The 24,435-nt window shown below is 58.3% G+C and carries 20 protein-coding genes; 12 read left to right on the top strand and 8 right to left on the bottom strand.

The window, feature by feature from the left end:
- Positions 1-184: 184 nt before the first annotated feature.
- Positions 185-949, top strand: a complete 765-nt coding sequence (locus DXC99_RS08315; RefSeq protein WP_233505706.1) for a DeoR/GlpR family DNA-binding transcription regulator — start codon at positions 185-187, stop codon at positions 947-949.
- Positions 950-1,106: 157 nt separating this feature from the next.
- Entirely contained in the window at positions 1,107-2,477 is a 1,371-nt protein-coding gene (locus DXC99_RS08310) for an ATP-binding protein (RefSeq protein WP_117629883.1), read from the top strand.
- Positions 2,478-2,878: 401 nt separating this feature from the next.
- Here DXC99_RS08310 and lacG read toward each other — a convergent pair whose 3' ends face one another.
- Both lacG and DXC99_RS08300 read right to left on the bottom strand, forming a co-directional pair.
- Complete coding sequence (lacG, locus tag DXC99_RS08305; protein ID WP_117629882.1) at positions 2,879-4,318, bottom strand: 6-phospho-beta-galactosidase; 1,440 nt, start codon at positions 4,316-4,318, stop codon at positions 2,879-2,881.
- A gap of 66 nt (positions 4,319-4,384) precedes the next feature.
- Positions 4,385-6,160: a lactose/cellobiose PTS transporter subunit IIB gene (locus DXC99_RS08300; protein WP_117629881.1), complete on the bottom strand. Its 1,776-nt coding sequence runs from the start codon at positions 6,158-6,160 to the stop codon at positions 4,385-4,387.
- 357 nt (positions 6,161-6,517) lie between these two features.
- Between DXC99_RS08300 and DXC99_RS08295 the strand changes: the two genes are divergently transcribed.
- The 7 genes from DXC99_RS08295 (at position 6,518) to DXC99_RS08265 (ending at position 13,122) form a co-directional block, all read left to right on the top strand.
- Positions 6,518-7,522: a LacI family DNA-binding transcriptional regulator gene (locus DXC99_RS08295; RefSeq protein ID WP_117629880.1), complete on the top strand. Its 1,005-nt coding sequence runs from the start codon at positions 6,518-6,520 to the stop codon at positions 7,520-7,522.
- A gap of 214 nt (positions 7,523-7,736) precedes the next feature.
- The gene (locus DXC99_RS08290; protein ID WP_089572387.1) at positions 7,737-8,075 is read left to right on the top strand and encodes a PTS lactose/cellobiose transporter subunit IIA; all 339 of its coding nucleotides are present in this window, start codon (positions 7,737-7,739) and stop codon (positions 8,073-8,075) included.
- A 464-nt stretch (positions 8,076-8,539) separates the two neighbouring features.
- Positions 8,540-9,553, top strand: coding sequence for a hypothetical protein (locus DXC99_RS08285; RefSeq protein ID WP_147330253.1), 1,014 nt, complete (start codon positions 8,540-8,542; stop codon positions 9,551-9,553).
- Positions 9,554-9,860: 307 nt separating this feature from the next.
- Positions 9,861-10,289, top strand: a complete 429-nt coding sequence (gene lacA, locus DXC99_RS08280) for a galactose-6-phosphate isomerase subunit LacA (RefSeq protein ID WP_006234830.1) — start codon at positions 9,861-9,863, stop codon at positions 10,287-10,289.
- Between the two features lie 63 nt (positions 10,290-10,352).
- The gene (gene lacB, locus DXC99_RS08275; RefSeq protein WP_006234831.1) at positions 10,353-10,877 is read left to right on the top strand and encodes a galactose-6-phosphate isomerase subunit LacB; all 525 of its coding nucleotides are present in this window, start codon (positions 10,353-10,355) and stop codon (positions 10,875-10,877) included.
- Between the two features lie 374 nt (positions 10,878-11,251).
- Positions 11,252-12,133 carry an aldose 1-epimerase family protein gene (locus DXC99_RS08270; protein ID WP_117629878.1) on the top strand — a complete coding sequence of 294 codons (882 nt, stop codon included), beginning with the start codon at positions 11,252-11,254 and terminating at the stop codon, positions 12,131-12,133.
- A gap of 53 nt (positions 12,134-12,186) precedes the next feature.
- On the top strand, positions 12,187-13,122 hold the full coding sequence (locus DXC99_RS08265) for a hexose kinase (protein WP_117629913.1): 936 nt from the start codon (positions 12,187-12,189) through the stop codon (positions 13,120-13,122).
- Positions 13,123-13,363: 241 nt separating this feature from the next.
- Here DXC99_RS08265 and DXC99_RS08260 read toward each other — a convergent pair whose 3' ends face one another.
- Positions 13,364-14,992 (bottom strand): UDP-glucose--hexose-1-phosphate uridylyltransferase, encoded by a 1,629-nt coding sequence (locus DXC99_RS08260; RefSeq protein WP_233505705.1) that lies wholly within the window; start codon positions 14,990-14,992, stop codon positions 13,364-13,366.
- Positions 14,983-16,188: a galactokinase family protein gene (locus tag DXC99_RS08255; protein ID WP_117629876.1), complete on the bottom strand. Its 1,206-nt coding sequence runs from the start codon at positions 16,186-16,188 to the stop codon at positions 14,983-14,985. Before DXC99_RS08255 ends, DXC99_RS08260 begins: the two co-directional genes overlap by 10 nt.
- Positions 16,189-16,571: 383 nt before the next feature.
- Between DXC99_RS08255 and DXC99_RS08250 the strand changes: the two genes are divergently transcribed.
- Both DXC99_RS08250 and DXC99_RS08245 read left to right on the top strand, forming a co-directional pair.
- Positions 16,572-17,558 carry a LacI family DNA-binding transcriptional regulator gene (locus DXC99_RS08250; protein ID WP_117629875.1) on the top strand — a complete coding sequence of 329 codons (987 nt, stop codon included), beginning with the start codon at positions 16,572-16,574 and terminating at the stop codon, positions 17,556-17,558.
- A 129-nt stretch (positions 17,559-17,687) separates the two neighbouring features.
- On the top strand, positions 17,688-18,848 hold the full coding sequence (locus DXC99_RS08245) for an FprA family A-type flavoprotein (protein ID WP_233505704.1): 1,161 nt from the start codon (positions 17,688-17,690) through the stop codon (positions 18,846-18,848).
- A gap of 59 nt (positions 18,849-18,907) precedes the next feature.
- Here DXC99_RS08245 and DXC99_RS08240 read toward each other — a convergent pair whose 3' ends face one another.
- The gene (locus DXC99_RS08240) at positions 18,908-19,711 is read right to left on the bottom strand and encodes a DeoR/GlpR family DNA-binding transcription regulator (RefSeq protein ID WP_117629874.1); all 804 of its coding nucleotides are present in this window, start codon (positions 19,709-19,711) and stop codon (positions 18,908-18,910) included.
- A 335-nt stretch (positions 19,712-20,046) separates the two neighbouring features.
- On the opposite strand from DXC99_RS08240, the gene DXC99_RS08235 reads away from it, so the two are divergent.
- Positions 20,047-20,904: a class II fructose-bisphosphate aldolase gene (locus tag DXC99_RS08235; RefSeq protein ID WP_117629873.1), complete on the top strand. Its 858-nt coding sequence runs from the start codon at positions 20,047-20,049 to the stop codon at positions 20,902-20,904.
- Positions 20,905-21,226: 322 nt separating this feature from the next.
- Here the strand turns inward: DXC99_RS08235 and DXC99_RS08230 are convergent, their stop codons facing one another.
- From DXC99_RS08230 to vsr, 3 genes are all read right to left on the bottom strand, one after another.
- Positions 21,227-21,850 (bottom strand): HAD family hydrolase, encoded by a 624-nt coding sequence (locus DXC99_RS08230; protein WP_117629872.1) that lies wholly within the window; start codon positions 21,848-21,850, stop codon positions 21,227-21,229.
- 56 nt (positions 21,851-21,906) lie between these two features.
- A complete protein-coding gene (locus tag DXC99_RS08225; RefSeq protein WP_158551686.1) occupies positions 21,907-22,836 on the bottom strand; it encodes an AraC family transcriptional regulator in 930 nt (309 codons plus the stop codon).
- 497 nt (positions 22,837-23,333) lie between these two features.
- Positions 23,334-24,308, bottom strand: a complete 975-nt coding sequence (gene vsr / locus DXC99_RS08220; RefSeq protein WP_117629870.1) for a DNA mismatch endonuclease Vsr — start codon at positions 24,306-24,308, stop codon at positions 23,334-23,336.
- Positions 24,309-24,435: the final 127 nt, after the last annotated feature.

Below are 24,435 nucleotides of genomic sequence, written 5' to 3'. Positions count from 1 at the left end.
TTCCGACAAACTGTAGCGCGAACAGGCGAGATTATCACTACACCCCACTAAAGCTGGGGGTATTTTTCTCAAAAAAGTGATGATTGGAGCTGTGCGGGCGTTCATTTTTGACGCGTACGAGTCTGATACAATTTGTTCGTTACTGTTTGAATGATATGCGCGCAAAGAACGGCGAGGATTCATCGTGATTAAGGCAGAGCGACAGGATAAGGTTCGTCAGCTGCTCGAGGAGCAGGGCACGGTCTCGGTCAAAGAGATTTCGGATGCGTTGGGCGTTTCGGACATGACGATTCGCCGCGACCTCGAAGAACTTGCGAGCCTAGGCGAGATTGAGCGCGTGCACGGCGGAGCCCGCAGTGCACAGGGCCGTCCGCACGCTATGTTGCGCCATGAGTATTCGCACAGCGAAAAGCGCACTAAGCATGCCGAGGAAAAGCTGCAGATTGCGCGCCGTGCTGTGGAGCTTATCGAGGAGGGCTCGACCATCTTTTTGGGCACGGGCACCACGGTTGAGCAGATGGCCTCGATGCTGCCGACGTTTCGCCTGCGCATTGTGACCAATTCGCTTTCGGTGTTTAACCTGCTCGAGGCGCGCGAAGACTGCGACCTGTGCCTCGTGGGCGGCATGTATCGCCGTCGCACCGCCGCCTTTGTGGGCCCCATGGCCGAGGACACCTTGCGCGCGCTGGGCATCGATGCGGCGTTTATCGGCGCTAATGGCATTTTGGACGGCGACGTGTCCACGTCTAACATGGACGAGGGCCGCATCCAGCAGCTCGCCTTTAGCAAGGCTGACTCGCGCTATCTGATCGCCGACTCTAGCAAGATCGGCAAGCGCGACTTCTACACCTTCTGCCGCCTGGACAATTTGGACGCTGTGGTGTGCGAGCCGGATATTGCCGACGAGGACCGCGCCGCCATCGAGGAGCACACGCAGGTCATTTGCTAGCGAGTGCCGCGGGAGATATTGCGTGTTTCGGCCAATGCAATGGTCGGTATTTTTGTAGCTATAAGCTCATTTAAAGCTCGGTATTTTTGTATTATTAGATATATCTGAAGGTCGGTATTTTTGTAAACTAGCACGTAAATTATGCTGAGGTGAGATTATGTTTAAACGGAAGGCATATGATCGTCTGCAGGAGTGGAAAGAACGCTCGCAAGGGCGCACTGCGGTGCTTATTGAGGGTGCAAGACGCGTTGGCAAAACGACGCTCGTCAAGTGCTTCGCGCAAAATGAATACAAGGATTATCTGTACATTGACTTTTCGGCTGCTAGCAAAGCCACGCTCGATATATTTCTGAACCATCGTGAAGATGTCGATCTTTTTTTACGCATGCTTCAGCTGCAGTATGGTAAGGCCCTCGAACCGAGAGAGTCGCTGGTCATTTTTGATGAAGTGCAGCGGTTTCCCATCGCGCGCGAATACATAAAGCATCTTGTAGAAGACGGCAGATTTGATTACATCGAGACAGGCTCTCTTGTCTCCATCAAAAAGAATGTCGATAGCATTGTCATACCGTCAGAGGAAGAAAGAATCCCTCTCGAGCCCCTCGATTTTGAGGAGTATCTTTGGGCGACCGGAAAAGATCTTTATGCAGAAGAGATCCGTAAAGCGCGCGAATCTCGGACCGCGCTTCCGGACGGCGTTCATGCGACGTGCATGAGATTATTTGATGAGTATATGCTTGTCGGTGGTATGCCTCAGTCGGTCGACTCCTTTGTGGCAGAGAATGATTTTAGAGGATGCGACAGGGTTAAACGGCAGATTATCGCACTGTACAGGGAGGACATTGCCAAGTTTGGAGGTTCGGACGCTAGACGTGCGCGGGCGGTTTATGACGATATTCCGGGTCAATTATCTGCGGCAAATAAACGGTTCAAATTTGACAGCTTGGAGAAGGGGTCCCGTTTTGAGACATATGAGTCGGCGTTAATTTGGCTTGAGGATGCGCGACTGATTAACCGTTGCTATTTATGCAGCGATCCGAGCGTGGGTTACCGCTTGCACGAGGACGCGTCTTCGCTTAAATGCTATATGGCGGACACGGGATTGCTCGTGAGCTTGGCGTTTGATGATGGTCCGGACCTTATGGATGTTCATAGAGACATTCAATTTGGAAGAATTTCAATTAATAAAGGAATGCTAATCGAGAACATCGTGGCGCAGCAGCTTAAGAGTCTGGGGCATTCGCTTTTTTATTACAGCTGGCAGGAGCCTTCCAAAACAGAGGGGAGTCGGCCCAGAACGCGTGAAATTGATTTTCTTGTTTCGCGCGGCTTTGAAGACGCGGCTGGAAAACCGCGGGTCACTCCTGTTGAAGTTAAATCTTCCAAATCGTATTCAACAATCTCGCTTGACGATTTCGGCAGACGATTCGAACGACGAGTCGGAGAAGAGATAGTTCTTCACCCAAAACAGCTCAGGGCTGAAGGGCATAGGATATATCTACCTCTGTATATGACGATCTTTATCTGATCGGTGGAATGCGGCCAAAAAGGGGGCATGCGGCTGAGATTGTCAGCCCGGTCTATTTTATTTGTCTCGATCTGTAACAGCTAGGGGCGAAAACACAAGCTAGTTGTTACAGATTTAGATTGAGAGGGTTGGCTCGTGTGTTCATCTCGATCTGTAACAACTAGGACCCAAAAACTTAGCTAGATGTTACAGATTGAGACTGAGAGGATTGCCCTGTGTGTTCATCTCGATCTGTAACAGTTGGGGCCGAAACCGCGGGTCAGATGTTACAGATCGAGACAAACGGCTCCCGGTCCGCCCAAACACAAAGGCCGGGGGCGGCGCGCCGTGTGACGTGCCGCCCCCGGCTGAGAAATGGGGACAAGTTATGTGAGTGGGGCAATGCCGCTCGTCGCAAGCCACTAGTCCAGACGACGGGTCTGCGCCACGTGCTTGTACCAGTAGGCGCTCGCCTTGGGCGTGCGCTTTTGGGTCTCAAAGTCTACGTAGAAGAAGCCATAGCGCTTGTTGTAGCCGTTGGTCCAGGAGAACTGGTCCTGCAGGCTCCACAGGAAGTAGCCGCCCACGTTGACGCCCACCTCCATGGCCTTGAGCAACCAGCGCAGGTGCTGCTCGATGTAGTCGATGCGCGGCTGGTCGTCCACAAAACCGTCCTTGTAGGGGTCCTTGTAGCCCATGCCGTTCTCGGTGATGAAGATCTGCTTGTAGTTGGGGTAGCGCTGCTTAATGTAGACGAGCAGATCGAACAGACCCTCGGGATAGATGATCCAGTCCCAGTCGGTGGTGGGGATGCCGGGCTTGTTCACATGCTCGCCAATGCCCTTGACGCGCCAGCGACCGGTGCCCTTCTCGCCCGTACCGTTGTGGTGCAGGTCGTTCTCGCCGTCGTAAGCCTTGAGGAAGCGGCACTGGTAGTTGTTAACGCCCAGGTAGTCGTTGTAGAGCGCTGCCTCGCGCATGATCTCGAGATCCTCCTCGCGGATCTCGATGGTGCCGCCGGAGACTGCAGCCAGGCGGTTGGCGCACTCGAGGGTGTCGGGGGCATAGTCGCCGCGGAAGGTGGCGTCGAGCAGGAACTGGTTTTGCAGTACGTGCTCGTTGTTGGCGGCCTTGATGTCGGCGGGGTCGTTCTCGTTGAGCGGGTACTTGAACTCCAACGACTGAATGACGCCGATCTTGCCCTTAAAGCCGCCGTTGTGGAAGGCCAGTACCGCCTTGGCGTGGGCGAGCATCATGTTGTGCTCGCACTGGAAAGCCTCGGCCAGATGCGCCTTGACGCCGCCGGGGAAGGTACCCTCGATGTAGGTGTTGGAGGCGTCGGCCCAGATCTCGTTAAAGGTGAACCAGTAGGTTACCTGGTCGGCGTACTCCTTAAAGCAAAAGGTGGCAAAGTCCACAAAGGCGTCGATGGTCTCGCGGTGGAGGAAGTCGCCCTTCTCAAAGAGGGGAAGCGGCGTGTCAAAGTGATGCAGCGTGACAAACGGCTCAACGTGGTGCTTGTGGCACTCGGCGAAGAGGTCGTGGTAGAACTGGACACCCTCGGGGTTAATCTCGCCGGTGCCATTGGGGAAGATGCGGCTCCAGGCGATGGAGAGACGAATGCCGTTGATGCCGAACTCCTCGCACAGCTCCAGGTCGACGGGGTACTGGTTGTAGAAGTCGGAAGCGGGATCGGGAGAGAAGCGGCCCTGGGCCTCCAAGAAGTCGTCCCAGGCGACCTTGCCCTTACCGTGGGTGCGGGTCTCGCCCTCTACCTGGTAGGCAGCAGTGGCGCCGCCAAAGACAAAGTCCTCGGGAAACTGCGCAGGCGGGTTGGTGACGCTAGCAGGGTTAACGGACATGATGATCCAATCGTCTAAATCGAAGGGCCAGCCGGTCTTGGATGGTCGGCTGGCCCTGAGCGTTACTTACTTCGAGAGTTGCTCGCTTACGAAGGCGAGAGACTTGTCGCCGTTCTGGGAGAGCTCGATGTACTGCTTACCGCGGCAGGCGACGCACTTGTTGCCCACACGCTCGCAGTCTTTCTGCAGGTCGGCCAGGTAGCTGGCGGCCTGCGGGGCCAGGACGACCAGGTCAAAGTCGGGGAGCATGTCGACGTGGTTGCCATAGGCCTCGGCAGCGGTCTCCAGATTGATGCCGCGCTCCTTGGCAGCCTTGGCCAGCGCGTTGGCGAGCAGGCCCGAGGTTCCGCCACCCTGGCAGAGCACGAGCACGCGCTTGCCGTTGAGGTCGCTGGCGGTCGTTGCCTCGGCAGCGGGTGCTGTGGAAGCGGTGGGGGCGTCGGCCTTCACGGCCTCGGCTGCGGCACCGGCGGCAACGCTCTTGGCATCGGCCTTGCCCTGGAAGGCGTCGTTGAGCTTGGCGGCCTTCTCGGCGTTCTTGGCGGCGAGCTCCTCCTGGGAGATCTCGGCCTCCTCGGCGCACTTCTGGGCGTCATAGGCACGGAAGAACGGGTAGTACAGGGCAAAGTCGATGACTAGGATGATGGCGAGCATCACAAAGGCGAGCGGCTGGAAGCCCAGGCCCATGATGGTGCCGATGGGGCCGGGGACGGTCCAGGGCAGGGTGTACATAAAGCCGTTCATGCCCAAGAAGTCGATAAAGACCTTGAGGATCCAGATGTTGGCGATCGGGGCAAAGACAAACGGGACAAAGAAGACGGGGTTGAGCACGATAGGCGCGGCGAACAGCAGCGGCTCGTTGACGGCAAAGCACACGGGGACGATGGCTGCTTTGCCGACGGCGCGCATCTCCTGGGACTTGGCCAGGAAGCAGAACATAAAGACCAGGACGAGCGTGGCGCCGGTGCCGCCCATGCAGACGACGAAGTACTGGGCTCCCTGCGTCAGGACGGCGGTGGCGTGCTCGCCGGCCTGGAATGCAGCCAGGTTGTCGGTCATGTTGGCAACGAGAGCGGCGGCGATGGCGGGCTCGACGATCGAGGGGCCGTGGACGCCGACGAACCAGAAGAGGCTCATAGCGCCGTAGATCACAGCGAGGCCGATATAGCCGTCGGCGGCGGTGAACAGGGGCTGGAACACCTGGATGACGCCCTGGGCAAAGCAGAAGCCAAAGGCAGCGCGGAAGACGATGTCAAAGACCCAAAAGACGGTGATGCAGACGGAGAAGGGGATGATGTCCTTAAAGGTCTGCGAGATGTTGGGCGGAACCTGCTCGGGCATCTTGACGGTGATGTTGCGCTTAATGAAGAACTTGTAGATGATGCCGGTCACAAACGCAGCGATAAAGGCGGTCAACAGGCCTTTGGAACCAAGGTAGGTGGTGTTGAAGCCGCTGGCAGCATCCGTGGCGATCGTGTCGCTCGAAAGGAGCAAGAAGCCGATGATGGCTGCGCACATGCACGAGATGAAGTTGATCTGGTTGTTCTTGGGTAGATCGCGGTTCTGGGCGTCGGCGAAGTGCTTGGCCGTGGTGGCGGCGCAGGCGATGGCCAGAATGCCCATGGAGTAGTTGTAGCACTTCCACAGGGCGTTGTTGATGTCATCGGGCCAGTAGAAACCCCAGATGTTGGGGACCGAGGCTACCAGGCAGAAGATGGACGAGAAGATGATGATGGGGATGACGGAGATAAAGCCGTCGCGGATCGCCTTGAGGTACTTGTTGCGGGCGATCGCGTTGAAAAAGGGCTGGCCCTTTTCGATGATGGCGATGAGTTGCTCCATGCAATGCTCCTAAGAGTCGGTGGGTTAGCAACGATGGTAGCTTTTGACGTTCGGTTGCCAAAATGTTGACGTTGCCATTTTGCGGCACAAAAAAAGACGCGAACCGGTGGCCCTTGTGCCTGTGGACCGTCGATTCCTTGCGCGTAAACGTTTGAGCCGCCCGGTGGCTCTGTGTTTGCACAATGGCAACGTTAACATTTGGGCGACAAAAGCCGCTCGGGGAAGCAGAATTGTCGGTGAACGGTAGGTTTTGGGTGGTAAGCGTATCGTTGGGGAGGCGTTGGATATACTTAAAGGTGTTCAAAATGACTGCGCAGGATGTCTTCAATGGCATCGTTGACATAGAAAGATCGACCTATGGCCGCTGTTAAAAAATCGGTTTCCGTTAAGGACGTGGCGCGTCTCGCGGGCGTCTCGGAGCAGACAGTCTCGCGTACGGTGCACGATTCGCCCAGCGTGCGCCTCGAGACCAAGGAGCGCGTGCGCGCCGCCATGCGCGAGCTGGGGTATCGCCCCAATTTTGCCGGTCGATCGCTGCGCCGCGGCAAGTTTAAGACCGTCGGCGTCGCCATGTTCAACATTACCGGCACCGGCAACCTCGACCGTATGGAGGGCTTTGCCGCCGCGGCCGACAAACATGGCTATGCCATCACCCTCACTAAAGTAGACGGGCATCCGTATACCCTCGAGAGCGCATCGTCGCGCATGAGCGCGCTGCCGGTGGATGGCATGGTTGTGATCATGAATCGCATGCCGGCGGACTTTGGCACCTTCGAGCCGCTGCCCGGTATGCAGACGGTGCTCGTTACCATGCTGGAGCACCCGCTCTGTTCAACAGTCGATAACGACCAGTTCGATTGCTCGCGCCAGGTGGTCGAGTACCTGCTGGAGCAGGGGCACAAGACCGTGCACTTTATCTCGTGCCCCGAGCGCTCGCTTTCGGGCATGCGTCGCGAGGAGGGCTGGCGCGAGACATTGCGCGCGCATGGTATTGAGCCGCCGCGACTCGTCCGTGGCGATTGGACGGCACAGAGCGGATATGCCGCCGGCCAGGTGCTTGCGGACGATTCGAACTGCACAGCCATTTATGCTTCCAACGATGCCATGGCCTACGGCTGCATTCGCGGGCTCGAGTCGCGCGGGAAGCACGTGCCCCAGGACGTAAGCGTGGTGGGTGTTGACGATAGTTTGGGCGATATCGTGCCCGATCGTCGCCTGACTACGGTGCGCTTTGACAACAAGCGCGTCGGCATGTGGGCGGTCGACAAGATTGCCGGCGCCGAGGGCGCTGCACCCGGTGTGGAGCACATGCTGTTTCCGGGTGTGCTCGTCGAGGGCGATACGGTGCGCGATATACGCTAGGGTGCGGACCTGTTTGGGTTGCCGCTAATTGTGTTTGAGAATGTTCAGATTGGTTTAAAAACCGTTCACGGGTGAAAAGCAACCGTTCATAGCTCGAAATTACGTTTTGCGCTGTTCTTTTTTGTTTGAATGTTAATGTTCCTGCCATACACAGCGCAGCGCGTATGCCCGGACGCGATGCTCTCCGTTGGTTCATATGTGAAAGGAACGCAATATGGCAACCAAAGAAGAAATCTCGATGGTTGGATTTGAGATTGTCGCATACGCGGGCGACGCCCAGACCGATCTGCTTGCAGCGCTCGATGCTGCTCGCGAGGGTGATTTTGAGAAGGCCGAGCAGCTGCACAAGGATGCCAGCGATGCACTTATCGGCGCCCACGACACGCAGACCAAGCTGCTTTCGCAGGAGGCCGGCGGCGGCGAGATGGAGATGACCTTCATCATGGCTCACGCTCAGGACACTCTCATGACCACCATGATCCTGGAGAAGCAGACCCGCTTTACCATCGATGCCTATAAGCGCATCGCCGCACTCGAGGCTAAGCTCGCCTAACGAGCTCTCACAACCAAGTCCCCTTCCAAAAGCTCTGCCGCTACCCGCGGCAGGGCTTTTCTGTTTACCCGGCACTTGGGGACGTTCCTTATCTGCCGGCAGTTTGGGACACTCCTGCCATGCATTCGATCCTTTGAGGATGGAAGAAACCGGGTCATTAGGTTTGCTGCGGTGCCGACTCGGTCTGTCGGTTACAAAACTATGCCGGTTTACTACGATGAATCGCATTCTTTCAACTATGGAAAGAGCAGCGTTATCAAAGCCGCAGGTAGAAAGCTTGTCATTTTCTGCTAATAGCAAATGTGGTCGGTCCTATCGGTTTTATCGTAGTAAACCGGCATAGTTTTGAAATGGCACTATTCGACTAGCAGCGTTATGGAGCTTCTGCACGCCCTCCCGTTCGGTTTTTCGATGGGTGGGTATACTTTCCACCGCAATACAGGCCGGAATGAGGAGGCATCCAAATGCCGGATAACGGGTCAATACAAAAAAGAGACGCGCACGAGATGGCTCATGGGCGTCCTGTCCAGATAACCGAGCACACGACGGTAACCGAGCTGCAGCCCAGCCTGTCCGATGTCGTGTGCGCAAACAAAAAGCTGCAGATTGGCTTTATCGTTGCACTCGTGGTACTGGCGCTGCTGTCGGGCTTTGTGGCTCGTCCGCATTTTGCCGATACCAAAACATGGGACTCCACCATCGAGGTCATCGACCAAAAGAAGGGCAACGTTTTGGCGCTCACGACCTCGTGCGTGGCGCTGTCTGCGGGCATTACCGCGCTGCCGGGTGATACGGGAACGCCGGTTGCCGAGCAGCTCGCGCAGCTTTCGGGTAACTTGGGCATCGTGCTTGCCGTGCTCTACCTAGAGAAATATTTGCTCACGATTTTGTGGTCGGTTGGCTTGGGCATCTTAATCCCGTTTGCGCTGGTGCTCTTTGCGGTCTCGCTTGGCATTCACGGACGCTGGAGCACGAGCGCTGTCCTGCGCCGCGTGGCGACCCGCGTGCTGGTGGTTGCCGTGATCGGCATGGCCTTGGTGCCTGCAAGCGTATGGGTGTCGCAAAAGGTCGACGAGACGTATCGGGTGAGCATCGAAGCGGCCGAGCAAAAGGCGGCCGACGCTGCGGGTGCGGCAGACGGCAATAGCTCCAAAACGAGCAAGAAAAAGTCCGAGTCCACAGAATCCAAGAACGTGCTTGAGCAGCTTGCCGACGGTGCCTCGGGTCTTGTCGCGTCGGTGACCAACGGCGCCAAACAGATGACCGATGAGATTGTGCAACAGGTGACCGATCTGATCGAAGGCGTCATCGTGATGATTGTGACTTCGTGCGTTATTCCATTGCTGGTGCTCGCGGCGTTTCTGTGGCTGGGGCACACGCTGCTGGGGATCGATATTTCCGGCCCGGCGAACTATTTAACGGGACGTTTTCTGAGCGCTCCGTCCAAACATGCCAAGAAGAGCGGGCAGTCTGAGTAGGCGGCAAAGCGATCTTTGGAAGATCAACCGTAAGAAGGGCGGCCGAGACACGTTCTCGGCCGCCCTTTTGTTTGTTGAACACATGGTCGCTACGTCTGCGCCGGGCTCAAACGGTCGGCAATCAACCGTAAACGGTATTTGTTCAAAAAAGAACAAAGTTAAACAAATAATGGTTGCAACCTATGTTCGAATGTGTTCAAATAAACATGAACAGTGAAGAACCGCACATTCAGATGCCCGGACCTGAACGCGATTCAACACTTCCAAACAGAAACTACGCACCTGCGTATCTCTCAAGGAGGATGTCATGAGGGTTGTAATCGCTTCCGATGCCGACGGTATGTCGATGAAGGAGTCCATCAAGGAGATGCTCATCGCTGACGGTCACGAGGTCGTCGACTATTCCGAGACCCCTGCTGCGGACTTTGTCGATTCCGCGACCGCCGTTGCCAAGGACCTGCTGGAGCACAAGGATTCCCAGGGCTTCGCATTCGATAAGTACGGCGTCGGCTCCTATATGGCCGCCGTCAAGATCAAGGGCATGGTCGTCGCCAACATTTCCGACGAGCGTTCCGCCTACATGACCCGCGAGCACAACGGCTCGCGCATGGTCACCATGGGCCCGGGCGTTGTGGGCACCGAGGTCGCCAAGAAGATCGCCCGCGAGTTCCTGCGCGCCCAGTACGCCGGCGGCCGTCACCAGATCCGTGTCGACATGCTCAACAAGATGGCCTAACGAGAGCCACCGAGAACTCGAACTTCTATCTCAACTTGTGAATTCAGACGAAAGGACGTTCTGATGAAGAAGACCATCGCAATCGGTTGCGACCATATCGTTACGGACGAGAAGATCTATCTGGCCGACCGCCTGGAGCAGGCTGGCTACAAGGTGCTCGACTGCGGCACCTACAGCCACACCCGTACGCACTATCCCATCTACGGTAAGGCCGTGGGCGAGGCTGTTGCCAGCGGCAAGGCCGACTTTGGCGTGGCCCTGTGCGGCACCGGCATCGGCATCACCAACGCCGTCAACAAGGTTCCCGGCGCTCGCTGCGCCCTGGTTCGCGACATGACCTCTGCCCTGTATGCCCGTCGCGAGCTCAACGCCAACATCGTGGGCTTTGGCGGCAAGATCACCGGCGAGTTCCTGATGGCCGATATCATGCTTGCCTTCCTGGAGGAGCCCTACGAGAAGACTCCCGAGCACGATGCCCTGATTGCCAAGATCGACGCCTGCAATAAGGCCGACGCCGAGGCTCAGGCTGACCCGCACTTCTTTGACGAGTTCCTCGAGAAGTGGGACCGCGGCGAGTATCACGACTAAGGGGGTTCCGGCGTTTTAACAAACGCCGGACCGGTCGACGCTGCGAAGCCATCTGGCGGGCAATCTGCCGCTCAGCTTCGACGGCATGACCAGAAGGTCAATGCCGTCTCGCTTCACGGCACCTTGCCTCGCCAGCTGGCTTCTCGCTGATGTCTGAGTGACCTGTGGGGTTACCGCTGTTGTTGCGAAGCGTTCTGGTATGGCAAGTTGCTCCGATAACACGTTTGCTTGCTTGGCTTGAGTGCTTCGTTTTGGCGGCCCCCGGCATTCTGCAGCTTTTCAATTGACGGCTCGCGTTTCTGTGAGGGGGCGCGGGCCGGTTTTCTATCAGCCCCACTGACTTGGCGGGCTGTCGTAAGAAAGGGAAGGCTCCTATGGAGTTTGTTCTTGATAACGGTTCTATCCGCGTAGCACTGAGCACGGCTGGCGGATCGTTCACTTCTATTGCGGCCAACGGCCGTGAGTACCTGTGGCAGGGTGACCCGGCGGTCTGGTCGGGCCAGGCACCCATTTGTTTCCCGATCTGCGGCGGCCTTCGCGACGGTCACGCAATGACCATGGGCGGCCGCGAGGTTAGGCTCGCCCGCCACGGCTTTGCGCGCAAACAGGAGTGGAAGCTCGAGGAACAGAGCGACAACATGGTTGCACTGAGCCTAAGCTCTGCCGACCATGCCGAGCTGCTCGAGCAGTACCCGTATCCGTTTAAGATCGTTGCTCGTTACACGATCGATGCGGCAAAGGTGGCCGTGTCGTACGAGGTGACCAATGAGGGCACCGAGGACATGCCGTTCTTTGTGGGTGGCCACCCCGGCTTTAAGTGCCCGCTCGACGAGGACGAGTCCTATGACGACTATGAGCTTCGTTTTGATCAGCGTGAGGCCGCCGAGCTCTGTACTGCCGTTCCCTCGACGGGCCTGATTGATGTTGAGCATCGCAGTAAGAACCCCATGATCGACCAGAACCTGCCGCTTGCCCACGAACTCTTCGACTTCGCGGAGACCATCTTTGACGTGCTCGAGAGCCGCGTGGTTACGCTGACCAAGAAAACCGAGGACAAGGGCGTGCGCCTGACGTTCCCCGATATGCCATACCTGATTGTGTGGAGCAAGCCCGAGGGTGACTTTGTGGCCGTGGAACCGTGGGGCGGCCTGTCTACCTGCTCCGATGAGGACGATATTCTGGAGCACAAGCGTGGCTGCCTGGTTGCCAAGCCGGGGGAGACCGTCATTCGCGGTTTTGAGATCGAGATCCTTTAACGAGTTATCGTATGTTTGGGGCGGGTCATGCCGCCCCGGAACAGGAGTTCAATATGATTCTGACCGTCACCATGAACCCGTCGATTGATACGCGCTATCAGCTCGACAAGCTGATCATTGACGACGTTAACCGCGTCACGCCCGAAAAGACCGCTGGCGGCAAGGGCCTCAACGTGAGCCGTGTGCTGCTGCAACTGGGAGACGACGTGCTCGCGACTGGTCTGCTTGGCGGCCACATGGGTGCCTATATGGCCGAGCTTATGGATGCCGACGGCGTCAAGAACGACTTTGTGCCCATCGCCGGTGAGACGCGCATTTGCCTGAATATTCTGCACGAGGGTAATCAGACCGAGCTGCTGGAGAGCGGCCCGCAGATCGCCCCGGCCGAGCTCGAGGCCTTTACGGCCAAGTTCGCCGAGCTCGCGGCGAAGGCGGACGTTGTGACGCTTTCGGGCTCGCTGCCGCGTGGCGTCGATGCCGGCTACTATGCCGAGCTCGTCAAGATCGCCGAGGAGGCGGGCGCCAAGGTGCTGCTCGACACCTCGGGTGCATCGCTGGAGGCAGCGCTGGAGTCCGACGCTAAGCCCGAGCTCGTAAAGCCCAACCTGACCGAGATTAACGGCCTACTGGGTACGTCCTTTACGACCGATGATGTCGATGCCCTGCGCGAGGCGCTTGCCGCCGATGGCCGCTTTGCCGGTATTCCCTGGGTTGTCGTTTCGATGGGCGCTGCCGGTTCGGTGGGCTTCCATGAGGGTCGCGCGTTTCGCGCCAAGACGCCCGCGATTGCGGCTGTGAACGCAACGGGTTCCGGCGACTCGACCATCGCCGGTTTTGCGCATGCCATTGCTGCTGGTGCCGACGACGTCACGGTGCTCAAGACCGCCAATACCTGCGGTAAGCTCAACGCCATGGATCCCAAGACCGGCCACCTGATCATGGACCGCTGGGACGAGATCTACAGCAACGTTGAGGTCGTAGAGTTGTAGCGGTTGCGACTCCTAATAGAATGATCGTGGATAATCTCCCGCTTTTGGTGCCCATACGAGTTCAAAGTGGGGGATTTTCCACGCTCGAGTCATTAGTTGTTGGGGACGTTCTTGTTTGACTAGTCGTTTAAGAACGTCCCCAATGACTACACTCAAAAACGGCGCCCGTCGGCGATGTTGCCGGCGGGCGCCGTTGTCTTGAAGACGAAATAGTCCGTTTTCCTCCGTCCCCAAGGGATCATTACAGTGAGTCGATAAAGCGCTGCTGGGCGGCGCGGCCGGCTTCGTCCCACTTAAAGACGCCGGCGTTGTCGAGCACGTGGCCAAACACTACGCCGACCTCCTCGTGCAGGATGTCGATGGCGTTGTCCGCCGTAAGCTCGTCGGCGCGGCGGGCATAGACGTCCTCGGCCCACGCGGCATGGCTGCGGCAAAGGTCGTCGCCCTCGAGCGCTGCGGCAAGGTCGTAGCTGGTATCGGCTTTGGCTGCCAGCAGGTGCTCGCGGACAGCGCCGAGCTCGGGAACCAGGCGCGGCGGAAGAATAGCCAGGCCCATAACCTCGATCAGGCCGATGTTCTCCTTCTTAATGTGGTGATACTCGGCATGCGGGTGGAAAACGCCCAGCGGATGCTCGTCGGTCGTGATATTGCAGCGAAGCGCCAGGTAGGCCTCGTAAATCTCGCCGCCGGCGTTGCCGCGGGAGTCGACGCGGCGGATGACGGGCGTCACGGTGTTGTGCGCTACGCCGTCGGCCGTGTGCGCGATAACGCCCGCAGACTCGTCGGTCCACTCGCGCCAGGCGAGGATAATCTTCTCGGCAGCGTCGAGCAGCTGAGCGCGGTCATGCGAGCGCAGGCGCAGCACCGAGAGCGGCCACTGCAGCACAGTGCCGGTGACCTGGTCAAAACCGGGCATGCTAAACTGCGAGACCTCGGCGGCATGCATCATGGGGAACTCGTGCGCGCCGCCCTGGAAGTGGTCGTGCGACAGAATCGAGCCGCCCACGATAGGCAGGTCGGCGTTGGAGCCGATGAAGTAATGCGGGAACAGGTCCACAAAGTCGAGCAGGCAGGTCAAGCCCTTGCGGTCGACGTGCATCGGACGATGCTCGGAGCTCATGGCAATGCAGTGCTCGTTAAAGTAGGCGTACGGGCTGTACTGGAAGCCCCAGCGCTCGCCATTAAGCTGAATGGGAATAACGCGTAGGTTCTGGCGAGCGGGGTGGGCGCCGCCGTCGGCTGCGGCGGAGCGTCCCGGGTAGCCCTCGTTTTCGATGCACAGCTGGCAGGCGGGGTACTTTTCGCCCGTGTTCTTTGCGGCGCCGGCGGCAGCGATATCGCGTGGGTCCTTCTCGGGCTTGGACAGGTTGATGGTGATCTCCAGGTCACCCCAGTTGGTGGGGGTGCTCCATTTGATGTTGCGCGCGATGGCGGCACGGCGCACGTAGCCGGCGTCGCAGCACAGGCCGTAGAACCAGTCGGTTGCGGCGCGGGGCTCGTTGACGCCCATACGTCCGTTGAACTCCTCGTTTACAACCGAAGGCCTTGGCATGAGCGCACCCATGATGCGCATGGCGATGCGGTCGCGGCCTGACGCCGTGTCCTCGGCGGCACCGTTGGTAACGGCGGCCTCGGAAAGCGCGGCAAGCGTGCCCTCCAGGTCAAAGTCGGGGAGTGTATCGGGGTGCAAGAGCGAAATCTTCTCGGTCTTGAGTGCCCAAGCCATGTCGAGTGCGGGGCCCGTGGCGCCGATGCACTCCAAAATGGTGTTGTATGCCCAGATCCGGTCGTCCTGGCCGATCATCGATCGGTGGATGGCGTACTCGATCAGGTTCTGCGCGGCCTCTCGCACGTCAGTCATTACAGCCATGCCGCGTAAGCCCCCTTGTCAGAGATGGCGTAGTGACGGGCAGAGCCCTCGCCCAGCCAGCCGTTCATCTTGGCAATGAAGGTGTCGACCAGATCGAGCGGCACGAAGGCCTGGATGGTACCGCCAAAGCCGCCGCCGTGGATACGAACGGCGCCACGGCCGTCGAGCACATGCTCGGCAAGAGCAAGCGCGTACATGGAAGGCTGCTCGGCACCCAGTTTGGCAACAACATTCTGCAGGTACATGGCGGAGCTGGCGCCGGACTCACGCGTCAGGACCAGGAACTGGTCAATGTCGCCGGCGTTCAGGGCCGCCCAGCGCTTATCGACCAGGCCGTTCTCGTACCAGTAATGAACGGCGCGCAGGCAGGCGCGGTCGCCCAGCTTGGCGCGCAGCTCGGGGAGCTTGGCGTCAAAGTCCGCCACGTTTACCTCGCACAGGCGTGCCTTGCCAAACTCGGCGGCGACGTCCTGCATCTCGCGCGGAACAGCGGCGTAGTCGTCGGTGGCTGCCACATGGTCGGCGCCGACCTTGACGAGCACGAGCGCATAGCCGTGATCCTCAAAGTTGAGTTCGAGCTTCTGGGTCTTAGGCTGAGCCTGGTCCTCAAAGTCCATGTAGGCGAGGCCGCCCAGGCACACGGCAGCTTGGTCCATCAGACCGCAGGGCTTGCCGTAGTAGTTGTTCTCGGTGCGCTGGCTCATCTGGGCGAGTGCGACGGGTTCAATGGCGGGCGCGCCCCAGAGCGTCTCCATGGCGCGGCCGTAAGCCGCCTCGACAGCGGCGGAGCTAGAAAGGCCGCCACCCGAGGGGACGGAGCAGGTAAAGGCAAAGTCGAAGCCCTGGGGCTCAACGCCGAGACCTGCGACCTCGTGGGCCATACCGCGCACGAGGCTTGCGGACGTGCCCTTCTCGGACTCTTGAATATCCAGCGTGTCGAGCGTGATCTCAAACGTAGGATAACCCTCGTCGGCGACGCGAACCTTGTTGGAATCGGTCGCCACGGCAATGCCGTCAACGGCGACATCGAGCGAGCCGGCGATAACGTGGCCACCCTCGTGGTCGGTGTGGTTGCCGCTGATCTCGGAGCGGCCGGGCGCGTGCACATAGAGAACCTGGCGGTCGCCGATGGGGCCAAACTCCTCCTCAAACAGCTTGGTGAGCGTGGCGAGTGTCTTTTCGTCGGGGGTGGTCATGGGAGTCCTTTCCTTGGCGCGCACGGGTGAGTTTTGCGTCGTTATGAGTACGTTAACAACTTGAAGCGGCATGAACCAAGTGTCCACGATACCGCACGTTACGGGCTATGTTAACGTACTCATAACACATCGCTTGTCACTTTTTGAGAATCTGGTAATCGGTAGAAATACAGCCGTGAACGGTACTGTCGTATGGACTTATAAAGCAGAAAAGATGCAGATAGAAAAAGTAGAGTACGTTAACATGCGTCCGACGATAGCGGGCCTCGGTGCAGGGCGTGTTTCTGCCCAGGCCGGCATTCACGCTATTCAGATCTCGCAAGGGTGAAGGTGATCCTGTGGCAAGGCGCCCGTCCAACGATACAGGTACGCGTCCGGTCTCCATGGCCGACGTCGCCCGCGCTGCTGGCGTTTCGCAGCAGACGGTTTCGCGCGTCGCCAACGGTTTGCCTAACGTCAACGAGCAGACGCGCCAGCGCGTGCAGGCCGCTATGCAAGAGCTCGGCTTTCGTCCGAGTTATGCCGGTCGCTCGCTGCGCGACGGCCGTTACCATTCGGTCGGCCTGTGCGTCAACGATGTCACCAAGTTTGGCAACCTCTCAATGATCGACGGCATCGCCAGCGCTGCTCGCGAGCATAATTGCGCCATCACGCTGGTCGAGATGTCCAAGACCGAGGAGTTTTCGCTTGCCGAGGCCACGCGTCGTATGGCCGCGCTGCCCGTGGACGGCATCATTATCGGCATGAGTCGCATGGCACCCGATTTTGAGACGTTTGATCCGTTGCCGGGCATTGGCACGGTCATCGTTACCATGTACGCGCATCCGCGCGTGACCACAGTCGATTCCGACCATTACGGCTGCTCGCTATTGCTTATGGATCACCTGTTTGAGCTGGGACACGATCAGATTCGCTATATTGGCGGCCCGTCGTTCTCGGTCGACGAGCGGTTTCGTCGCGCCGGTTGGCAGGATGCACTCGAGCGTAAGCACATTAAGCCGCAGGCGCCGCTCGAGGGCGATTGGTCTGCCAACAGCGGATACGAAGCCGGCAGATATCTGGCCGAGCACGACCGCACCATGACGGCGATTTACGCGGCAAACGACCAAATGGCAAACGGTGCCATCGCCGCGCTGCGCGATAGCGGCTTGCGCGTGCCCGAGGACGTGAGCGTGGTGGGCGTCGATGATTCGCTCGATGATTTTGTAGCACACAACGAGCTCACGACCGTTCGATTCGACTTGCATCAGCGTGGGCGCGAGGTGTTTGAGCATGCGGTTCCCGAGGCGGGTACGGTGGGCAAAACCGTTGCCATTCGTATTCCCGGCCAGCTCATCATTCGACATAGCACGGCGATACCGCGCTCATAGTTTGTGCTGGTAAACGGCGATTTATCGCATTTTAATAACAATCGGTAAGGATGCCGGCAGATAGCTGTTGGGATGCAGCCGAGTGCTATGATAGACGGGCTCTTTTGTCTATCTAGGAGGCTTTGCCTGATGGAGATCACCAAGGATATCCGCTACGTTGGCGTCGACGATCACGACATTGACCTGTTCGAGGGCCAGTACGATGTGTCCGAGAACGGTATGGCATACAACAGCTACGTTATCTTGGGCGAAAAGATCGCTGTCGCCGATTCAGTCGATGGCGGGTTTGTCGACGAATGGCTCGGTAACCTCGAGGCTGTACTCGACGGTCGCACGCCCGACTACCTGGTCATCCATCACATGGAGCCCGATCACTCCGCCGGCATCGCCGCCTTTATGGAGCGCTATCCCCAGGCACAGATTGTGGCAAGCATGGGCGCCTTCCGCATGATGGTTAACTACTTTGGCACCGACTACCCCGAGCGCAAGATGGTCGTCAAAGAGGGCGACGTGCTCGATCTGGGCGGTCACAGCCTAACGTTTGTCGGCGCCCCCAACGTTCACTGGCCCGAGGTGATCTTCTCCTACGAGTCTACCGACAAGGTGCTCTTTAGTGCCGACGGCTTTGGCAAGTTTGGCGCTAACGACATCGAGGATCCCGAGGGTTGGGCTTGCGAGGCTCGCCGCTACTACTTTGGCATCGTTGGTAAGTTCGGCAAGTTCGTGCAGGCCGTGCTCAAGAAGGCCGCTGATCTGGACATCCAGATCATCTGCCCGCTCCACGGCCCCGTGCTGACCGAGAACCTGGGCTACTACCTCGACACCTACAACACCTGGTCGAGCTATCAGCCCGAGGACGAGGGCATCACCATTGCCTACGCGAGCGTCTACGGCCATCTGAAGGCTGCCGTTGAGGAGCTTGCATCTGCGCTTGAGGCTCGCGGCCAGAAGGTTTCCGTCTTTGACCTGGCTCGCGACGACATGGCCGAGGCCGTTGAGGACGCGTTCCGCTATGACCGTCTGGTGCTCGCCTCCATCACCTATCAGGGCGAGATCTTCCCGTTTATGAGCACCTTCATCCACACGCTCGCCGAGCATGCCTACCAGAACCGCACCGTGGCGCTCGTCGAGGCCGGTTCCTGGGCACCTGCCGCCGCTAAGGTTATGACCAAGGAGCTCGAGGGTATGAAAGACATCACGCTGACGCAGAATAAGGTGACCGTCCTGGGTTCGCTCAACGACGCCTCGCGCGCTCAGATCGAGGTTCTCGCCGACGAGCTGTCCAAGTAGCGACACATTCACTTCTGATGCTCAACCACCACAAAGGAGACCTTTGTGGTGGTTTTTGTTTAAGCGCCGGCGATGACGAGATTTGGGCGGGTGTCGTCGGCGATCTCGGCGATTGAGATGGCGACGGCGTGATCGGGGTCACGGTCCATTACGATGGCGTTGACGTCGGTCAGCTCGGCAAAGCGGTACATGCCACGTCCGTTGACCTTACTGGCGTCCATGAGGGCGACACTTTGACGAGCGGCACCGACCATAGCCGCTTTGGTCTCGGCCATCTGCGGAAAGTCGGTCGTAAAGCCGCAGCCGGGAACAAAAGCGCCAGGGCACATGACGGCAAGATCGGCGTGGACCATTTGGAGCGCCTGCATGGTAAGTGGGCCGTGCAGATAGCGATGGCCTTTGCGCAGTGCCCCGCCCAGCATGACGACATCGACTAAGGGCATGCTCTCGTCGATGTAATCGGCAATGGTAATGTCGGCCGTGATGACGGTGATGCCATCGCGCTGGTCGAGGAGCCGGACGAACTCGAGCGCTGTGGTGCCCGAGTCGACGAGCAGAGTGTCACCATTGCCGACGAGTTCAATGGCGCTTTGCGCGATGGCCTGCTTGGCGGCGACGTTGACATTGATGCGGCGATCCTGCGTGGAAACGGTCAGGCGTTTGTGGAGCGATACGGCACCGCCATGCGTGCGGCGCAGCTTGCCTGCTTCGGCGAGCGCGTCCAGGTCGGCTCGGGCGGTGACGGAGGACACGCCAAAGGTCTGGGCGATTTCTGCTACCTGCACCGAGGCATTATGATCGAGCATCTCCATGATGGCGGAACGACGCTCGTCGGCGAAAGCTCGGGTTGTTGCGTGGGCCATATCTGCTCCATCATCGTCTGAAATTTGCAGGAATTGTGTTGACTCTATTTTCGTTCATTTTCTTTTTGAGTAAGAAAATACCTTTCGATTACTTATCTTTTCTATAAAAGAAAGACGATCAAGGCTCAAAACTCAATATCGAACACGCGCGCTCGGGTTCGATCCCTTCCGTTTGCTTTTCAAAAATGAAGGTTGAACCTCGCGCGATGACAATATCTCGCACGTGCAAAGCCGCTGAATTTCATACAATGAGCGCAGCAAAACGCAAGGTAAAACGCCTTGTGAACAACTACGCCCGATGTCCAGATGCGGGCGAGGGAGAGGAGCAAACGCTCATGGCACTTGTTACCACCGAAAAGATGCTCAAGGACGCTCAGGCCGGCCACTACGCCGTCGGCGCGTTCAACGTCGAGAACCTCGAGTTTGTTATGGCCGTTCTGGCCGCTGCCGAGGAGACCAAGTCCCCCGTCATCATGCAGACCACCCCGGGCACCATCAAGACCGCTGGTCTGGACTACTTCTACGGCATGGTCAAGGCTGCCGCCGAGCGCGCTTCCGTGCCCGTCGCTCTGCACCTCGATCACGGCGATGGCTATGACCGCTGCATGCAGGCTTTCCGCACGGGCTACACCTCCGTTATGATTGACGGCTCGCACGAGTCCTTCGAGGACAACATCGCCCTGACCAAGTCCGTCGCCGATGCTGGCCGCGCCATGGGCGTGCCCGTCGAGGCTGAGCTCGGCAAGGTCGGCGGCAAGGAGGACGACGGTCCCGCGGTTGAGGGCGAGAGCCCCTACACCGATCCTGCCGAGGCCAAGGAGTTCGTCGAGCGCACTGGCTGCACCTCCCTCGCTATTGGCGTTGGCACCAGCCACGGCGTGTACACGAGCGATCCGCACATCGAGCAGTCCGTGGTCAAGGCCATCCGCGACGCCGTCGACGTGCCGCTGGTCCTGCACGGCACCTCCGGTGTGCCCGATGAGCAGGTTGCCGAGGCCGTGAAGAACGGCATCTGCAAGGTTAACTACGCTACCGAGCTGCGTCAGGCCTTCACCAAGGGCTTCATGGCCTACATGGCCGAGAACCCCGCCTGCTTCGATCCCAAGAAGCCGGCCAAGGAGGGCATGCGCGAGATCACCGAGCTGGTTAAGATCCGCATGACCAACCTCAACTCTGTGGGCAAGGCAGAGTAACAGCAAGGGTACTCCGACTCGCTACATATCCCGGGGAGGGACGGGGGCTTAGTTCCCCAATCGTCCTCGGGCATGCAAAAAGCCTCGCTGCGCACTTCGTGCGGCGAGGCTTTTTGCCCCCTGCGGAAAGATTGGGGAACTAAGCCCTCGTCCCTCCCAGGTTGACCTACTCGAGGTCGTCGCCCTTGTGGCGTTAGGGCGGAAAATAATAAGAAGCCTTCGCGCTGCGGAATGATTTTGGAAACTAAGTACGGGGACCCGCCCAAGCCGTTCTGCTCAATCGCCCTTGTGGTGTTGGGGCTGAAAGGGTGGGACGCGTGGGTTATTTGGTTGTTAGGGTTAGTAGGTCGTTGGGGGTTTTGAGGTTGTAGGTGGCGTTTGGGATGTCTTGGTGTGATCCCCATGCCGCTCTGGCAAAACTGACCCCTGCCGAAGTTGCGCATTGTTCGTCGTAGACGGTGTCGCCAACGTAGACGACGTTGCCAGGATTCGCGCCCGTACGCCGGAGATATTCGAGCATGGGTGCGGGTGCGGGTTTATGTTCGGTTGTGTCTTCGACAAGGATGATGTGCTCAAAATACTTATCGAAACCAAGGGGTGCAATTTCTTTTGTGTATTCGTCGCGCGCACGTGAGGAGACGATGCCAAGTTTGCAGCCGCTATCGGCGAGTGTTGCGATGACTTCAAGCAAACCTGGAAACACGCTGATGGTGCTTTTAAAGCTGGCGGCAACTTGGCACCAGCGATCCAACGTTGCCTGCGAGTAGATTCCAAGTTTCTCAAGGGCATCCTTGCCGGGTATGCCGAGGGCAAATTCAAGCTCGTGTCGGGGGAGCGTTTTGCCGGTCTCTTCTTGGACAATCTGGACAAGCGATGATAGAACGCTTTCTTCTGTATCTGCCAATGTCCCATCAACGTCAAATACGATATGGTCAAAGTGCTTCATATGATTGCTCCTCTCTGTTGTTTGCCTGCAAGTTTGATGCGGTGACAGAAGAAAGGCTAGCGGGATTTCTGCCTGGTGCTATCGAGATTCTGCCTCGCTGCTCGATAGCTCGAAGGAGTGCATCCCATTTGTTCTTTAAATACCTGGCCAAGATGGCTTGCTGTCGCAAAGCCGCATTGGCGCGCGACTGTCTGGACCGTTCGCGTGGTGTGTGTCAAAAGTTCGCAAGCACGGTTTACGCGGTATGCGCGCAGATATGCCGCCGGGGTCGTTCCTGCGCAAGCTTCGATAATGCGGTAACACTCTCTTTCGCTTACGCCGGCTGCAGATGCCATCTGGGGCACATCTATAGCGGCTGCATAGTTCGCGCGGATATAGTCCAGGATTGCCTTGAACTGTACGTCGCGGTTGGTCATCCAAGAGGCGTTGTCGGAGGAAAAGAGCGGTTCGGCCTTGGCGTAAATCTGAATCCAGAGCTCTGACAAGCTATTCCGAAGCGCCATCTCGTTCTGCGGCCGTTGAAGGTCGTGGTTAAAGGAACTCTTTAGCAAATCGATAAAGGGCATATCGTCGGGGTTGGTGGGCGACCATTTGAGCACATCGACGCCTCGACATTGCAGTAAAGGATTGATATAGCGCTTTTGAAGGCGTCCCGCGGGATCGCCGAGCATCGACGGCTGAAAGATATGCAACATTTGAATGGCTGGTGCCGAATTGGGTGATTGCAGCGTGCTGTGCAAAACGCCGCCGTTGATAAAGCCGGCGGACCCTTCCTCAAAGCGTACGTGCTCATGAGCCGCGCGCGTTCGATAGTCAATCGCTCCCTGCTCCATGTAGAAAAGCTCAACTTCGGAATGCCAGTGCCAGGGGACGGAATTGCCCGGATAGCGAGCGAATTCTGCGCGTTCGGCAATATAGGGCCAGTCATCGGCGGTCTCGGGAAACGCTTCCTCGCGTCCTCCGCGGTGCAATTCTATGTGATCCATGTTTCGCATGGCATCAGTATAAAGCGCGATGGGCTTAGATTGCTCTTGCCTGTTCGGGGAACGCCTTGTTTAGGGATGCTTGGAGCTTTTCGAACGATGCTCGCAAGTTGAGGTTCTGGTCGGTTGAGCGTTTTGCTTTTGTGGTGGGGGAGTCGAGGAGGCCATTTCTCTGTGTCGGGGGGAAGGAGAAAAGGTCTGCATGTGTTAGGGATGGCTGCTGTGTTGCGTCATTGGAAGAATGCATGCTTATGCGGCCTCCTCGATGTCCACCAAAAGGTTGCGCACAGGGTGTGCTGCTAGGTCCCGTGCGTTGGCAGTATTATGCAGCGGACCGTTCAAAGAAGCGCTAAAGAAAGGCTTAACCTGGTTTGGTGTTACGATGAAACCGCAGGTCAAGGCTATTGAGTAACACTCTTGAAAGGTTTTGGGCTTAAGGGCTTTCTAAGGTTTGTGACGTGGATGTGGCTCGCCTGTGTGGGGCGTGTGAATGCTCGCTGTTAGCGCTGCGGCTCTGCAGCCCGTACCTGCTCGATGACCTTTTCCATCGTGGCGTCGATGCGGTCTTTTTTGAGCTCGCATTCCCAGATGGTTATGGGTGTCCAGCCCATTTGAGTGAGTGCCGCCACGGCAGCGCGGTCGCGCTCGACGTTGCGACGGAACTTTGCCTCCCAAAAATCAACATTGCGCTTGGGCTGGCTCGGGTTGCACTTGGGGCAGCGGTGCCAAAAGCAGCCGTTGACGAAGATGGCGATCTTGCGGCCGGGGAAGGCGATGTCGGGCTTGCCGGGTACCTTCCATTCCAAACGATAGCCCGTAAGGCCCGCGGCCCGTAGGCGCTGACGTACGAGCAGCTCGGGCTTGGTGTTGGCGCGCTTGTTGCCCTTCATGGACTTTTTGATGGCGGCGCGCCGGCGGACCAGTTCGCGCTCGTCAGCGGAGAGGTCCGAGGTATCGATGCCGTCCAGCAGGCCGGGCTTGGGGCGCTTTTTGCTGCGGCGCTTAGGTTTGCGCCTGGGTTTGGCGGCTGTGTTGGGCGCGGCGTCATCGGCGGCGCTTGCCTCAAGCCGGTCTTCCTTCAGCTCAATCAGGGCATCAATGAGCCCCTTGTCGGCGGGCATCCACTCAACGGTGGCAAGCGAGGTGCGCGGAATCCAGCGGATATCGAGCTGGCGGTCGTGCTTCTGAGGCTCATCGGATTCATCGGCGAGCGAGCAGTAGTAGCACTCCATGGAGAGATGAAAATCGGGGTAGTCATACTCAACGGTGTAGAAATCGCGCAGGTTGGTGACTTTTACCTGCAACTCTTCCATAAGCTCGCGGCGTACGGCGTCCTCGGGCGACTCGCCGCGCATGAGCTTACCACCCGGGAACTCCCAAAGTCCTTGCATGTCGCCGTAGCCGCGCTGCACGGCCAGCAGCTCGTCGGATCCTTCCTTGCGAATGATCCCGGCGGCAACATGAACAGTCTTCAACAGGAGTCCTCTCTCAACATCAACACGTGACAGGCTAGCTACCCGTACCTTACACAACGGTAAGGCAAGCGTAAGTCATATCGATGGTAGCCGACTCGGCTTCTTGCGACTATAGATGCCGTAGACT

The sequence above is a fragment of the Collinsella sp. TF10-11AT genome (assembly GCF_003437565.1).
Classification (GTDB): Bacteria; Actinomycetota; Coriobacteriia; order Coriobacteriales; family Coriobacteriaceae; genus Collinsella.
The sequence above is the reverse complement of the archived record's forward strand: the minus strand, read 5'-3'. Positions and strand labels throughout refer to the sequence as shown.

What these genes read in the sequence shown, in the direction of transcription:
- DXC99_RS08225 (WP_158551686.1), bottom strand. Translation starts at nt 22,836, where the DNA reads ATGGATCACATAGAATTGCACCGCGGAGGACGCGAGGAAGCGTTTCCC.
- lacB (WP_006234831.1), top strand. Translation starts at nt 10,353, where the DNA reads ATGAAGAAGACCATCGCAATCGGTTGCGACCATATCGTTACGGACGAG.
- DXC99_RS08300 (WP_117629881.1), bottom strand. Translation starts at nt 6,160, where the DNA reads ATGGAGCAACTCATCGCCATCATCGAAAAGGGCCAGCCCTTTTTCAAC.
- DXC99_RS08260 (WP_233505705.1), bottom strand. Translation starts at nt 14,992, where the DNA reads ATGGCTGTAATGACTGACGTGCGAGAGGCCGCGCAGAACCTGATCGAG.
- DXC99_RS08250 (WP_117629875.1), top strand. Translation starts at nt 16,572, where the DNA reads ATGGCCGACGTCGCCCGCGCTGCTGGCGTTTCGCAGCAGACGGTTTCG.
- DXC99_RS08310 (WP_117629883.1), top strand. Translation starts at nt 1,107, where the DNA reads ATGTTTAAACGGAAGGCATATGATCGTCTGCAGGAGTGGAAAGAACGC.
- DXC99_RS08285 (WP_147330253.1), top strand. Translation starts at nt 8,540, where the DNA reads ATGCCGGATAACGGGTCAATACAAAAAAGAGACGCGCACGAGATGGCT.
- DXC99_RS08245 (WP_233505704.1), top strand. Translation starts at nt 17,688, where the DNA reads ATGGAGATCACCAAGGATATCCGCTACGTTGGCGTCGACGATCACGAC.
- DXC99_RS08270 (WP_117629878.1), top strand. Translation starts at nt 11,252, where the DNA reads ATGGAGTTTGTTCTTGATAACGGTTCTATCCGCGTAGCACTGAGCACG.
- DXC99_RS08290 (WP_089572387.1), top strand. Translation starts at nt 7,737, where the DNA reads ATGGCAACCAAAGAAGAAATCTCGATGGTTGGATTTGAGATTGTCGCA.
- DXC99_RS08265 (WP_117629913.1), top strand. Translation starts at nt 12,187, where the DNA reads ATGATTCTGACCGTCACCATGAACCCGTCGATTGATACGCGCTATCAG.
- lacA (WP_006234830.1), top strand. Translation starts at nt 9,861, where the DNA reads ATGAGGGTTGTAATCGCTTCCGATGCCGACGGTATGTCGATGAAGGAG.
- DXC99_RS08230 (WP_117629872.1), bottom strand. Translation starts at nt 21,850, where the DNA reads ATGAAGCACTTTGACCATATCGTATTTGACGTTGATGGGACATTGGCA.
- DXC99_RS08295 (WP_117629880.1), top strand. Translation starts at nt 6,518, where the DNA reads ATGGCCGCTGTTAAAAAATCGGTTTCCGTTAAGGACGTGGCGCGTCTC.
- DXC99_RS08235 (WP_117629873.1), top strand. Translation starts at nt 20,047, where the DNA reads ATGGCACTTGTTACCACCGAAAAGATGCTCAAGGACGCTCAGGCCGGC.
- lacG (WP_117629882.1), bottom strand. Translation starts at nt 4,318, where the DNA reads ATGTCCGTTAACCCTGCTAGCGTCACCAACCCGCCTGCGCAGTTTCCC.
- DXC99_RS08240 (WP_117629874.1), bottom strand. Translation starts at nt 19,711, where the DNA reads ATGGCCCACGCAACAACCCGAGCTTTCGCCGACGAGCGTCGTTCCGCC.
- DXC99_RS08255 (WP_117629876.1), bottom strand. Translation starts at nt 16,188, where the DNA reads ATGACCACCCCCGACGAAAAGACACTCGCCACGCTCACCAAGCTGTTT.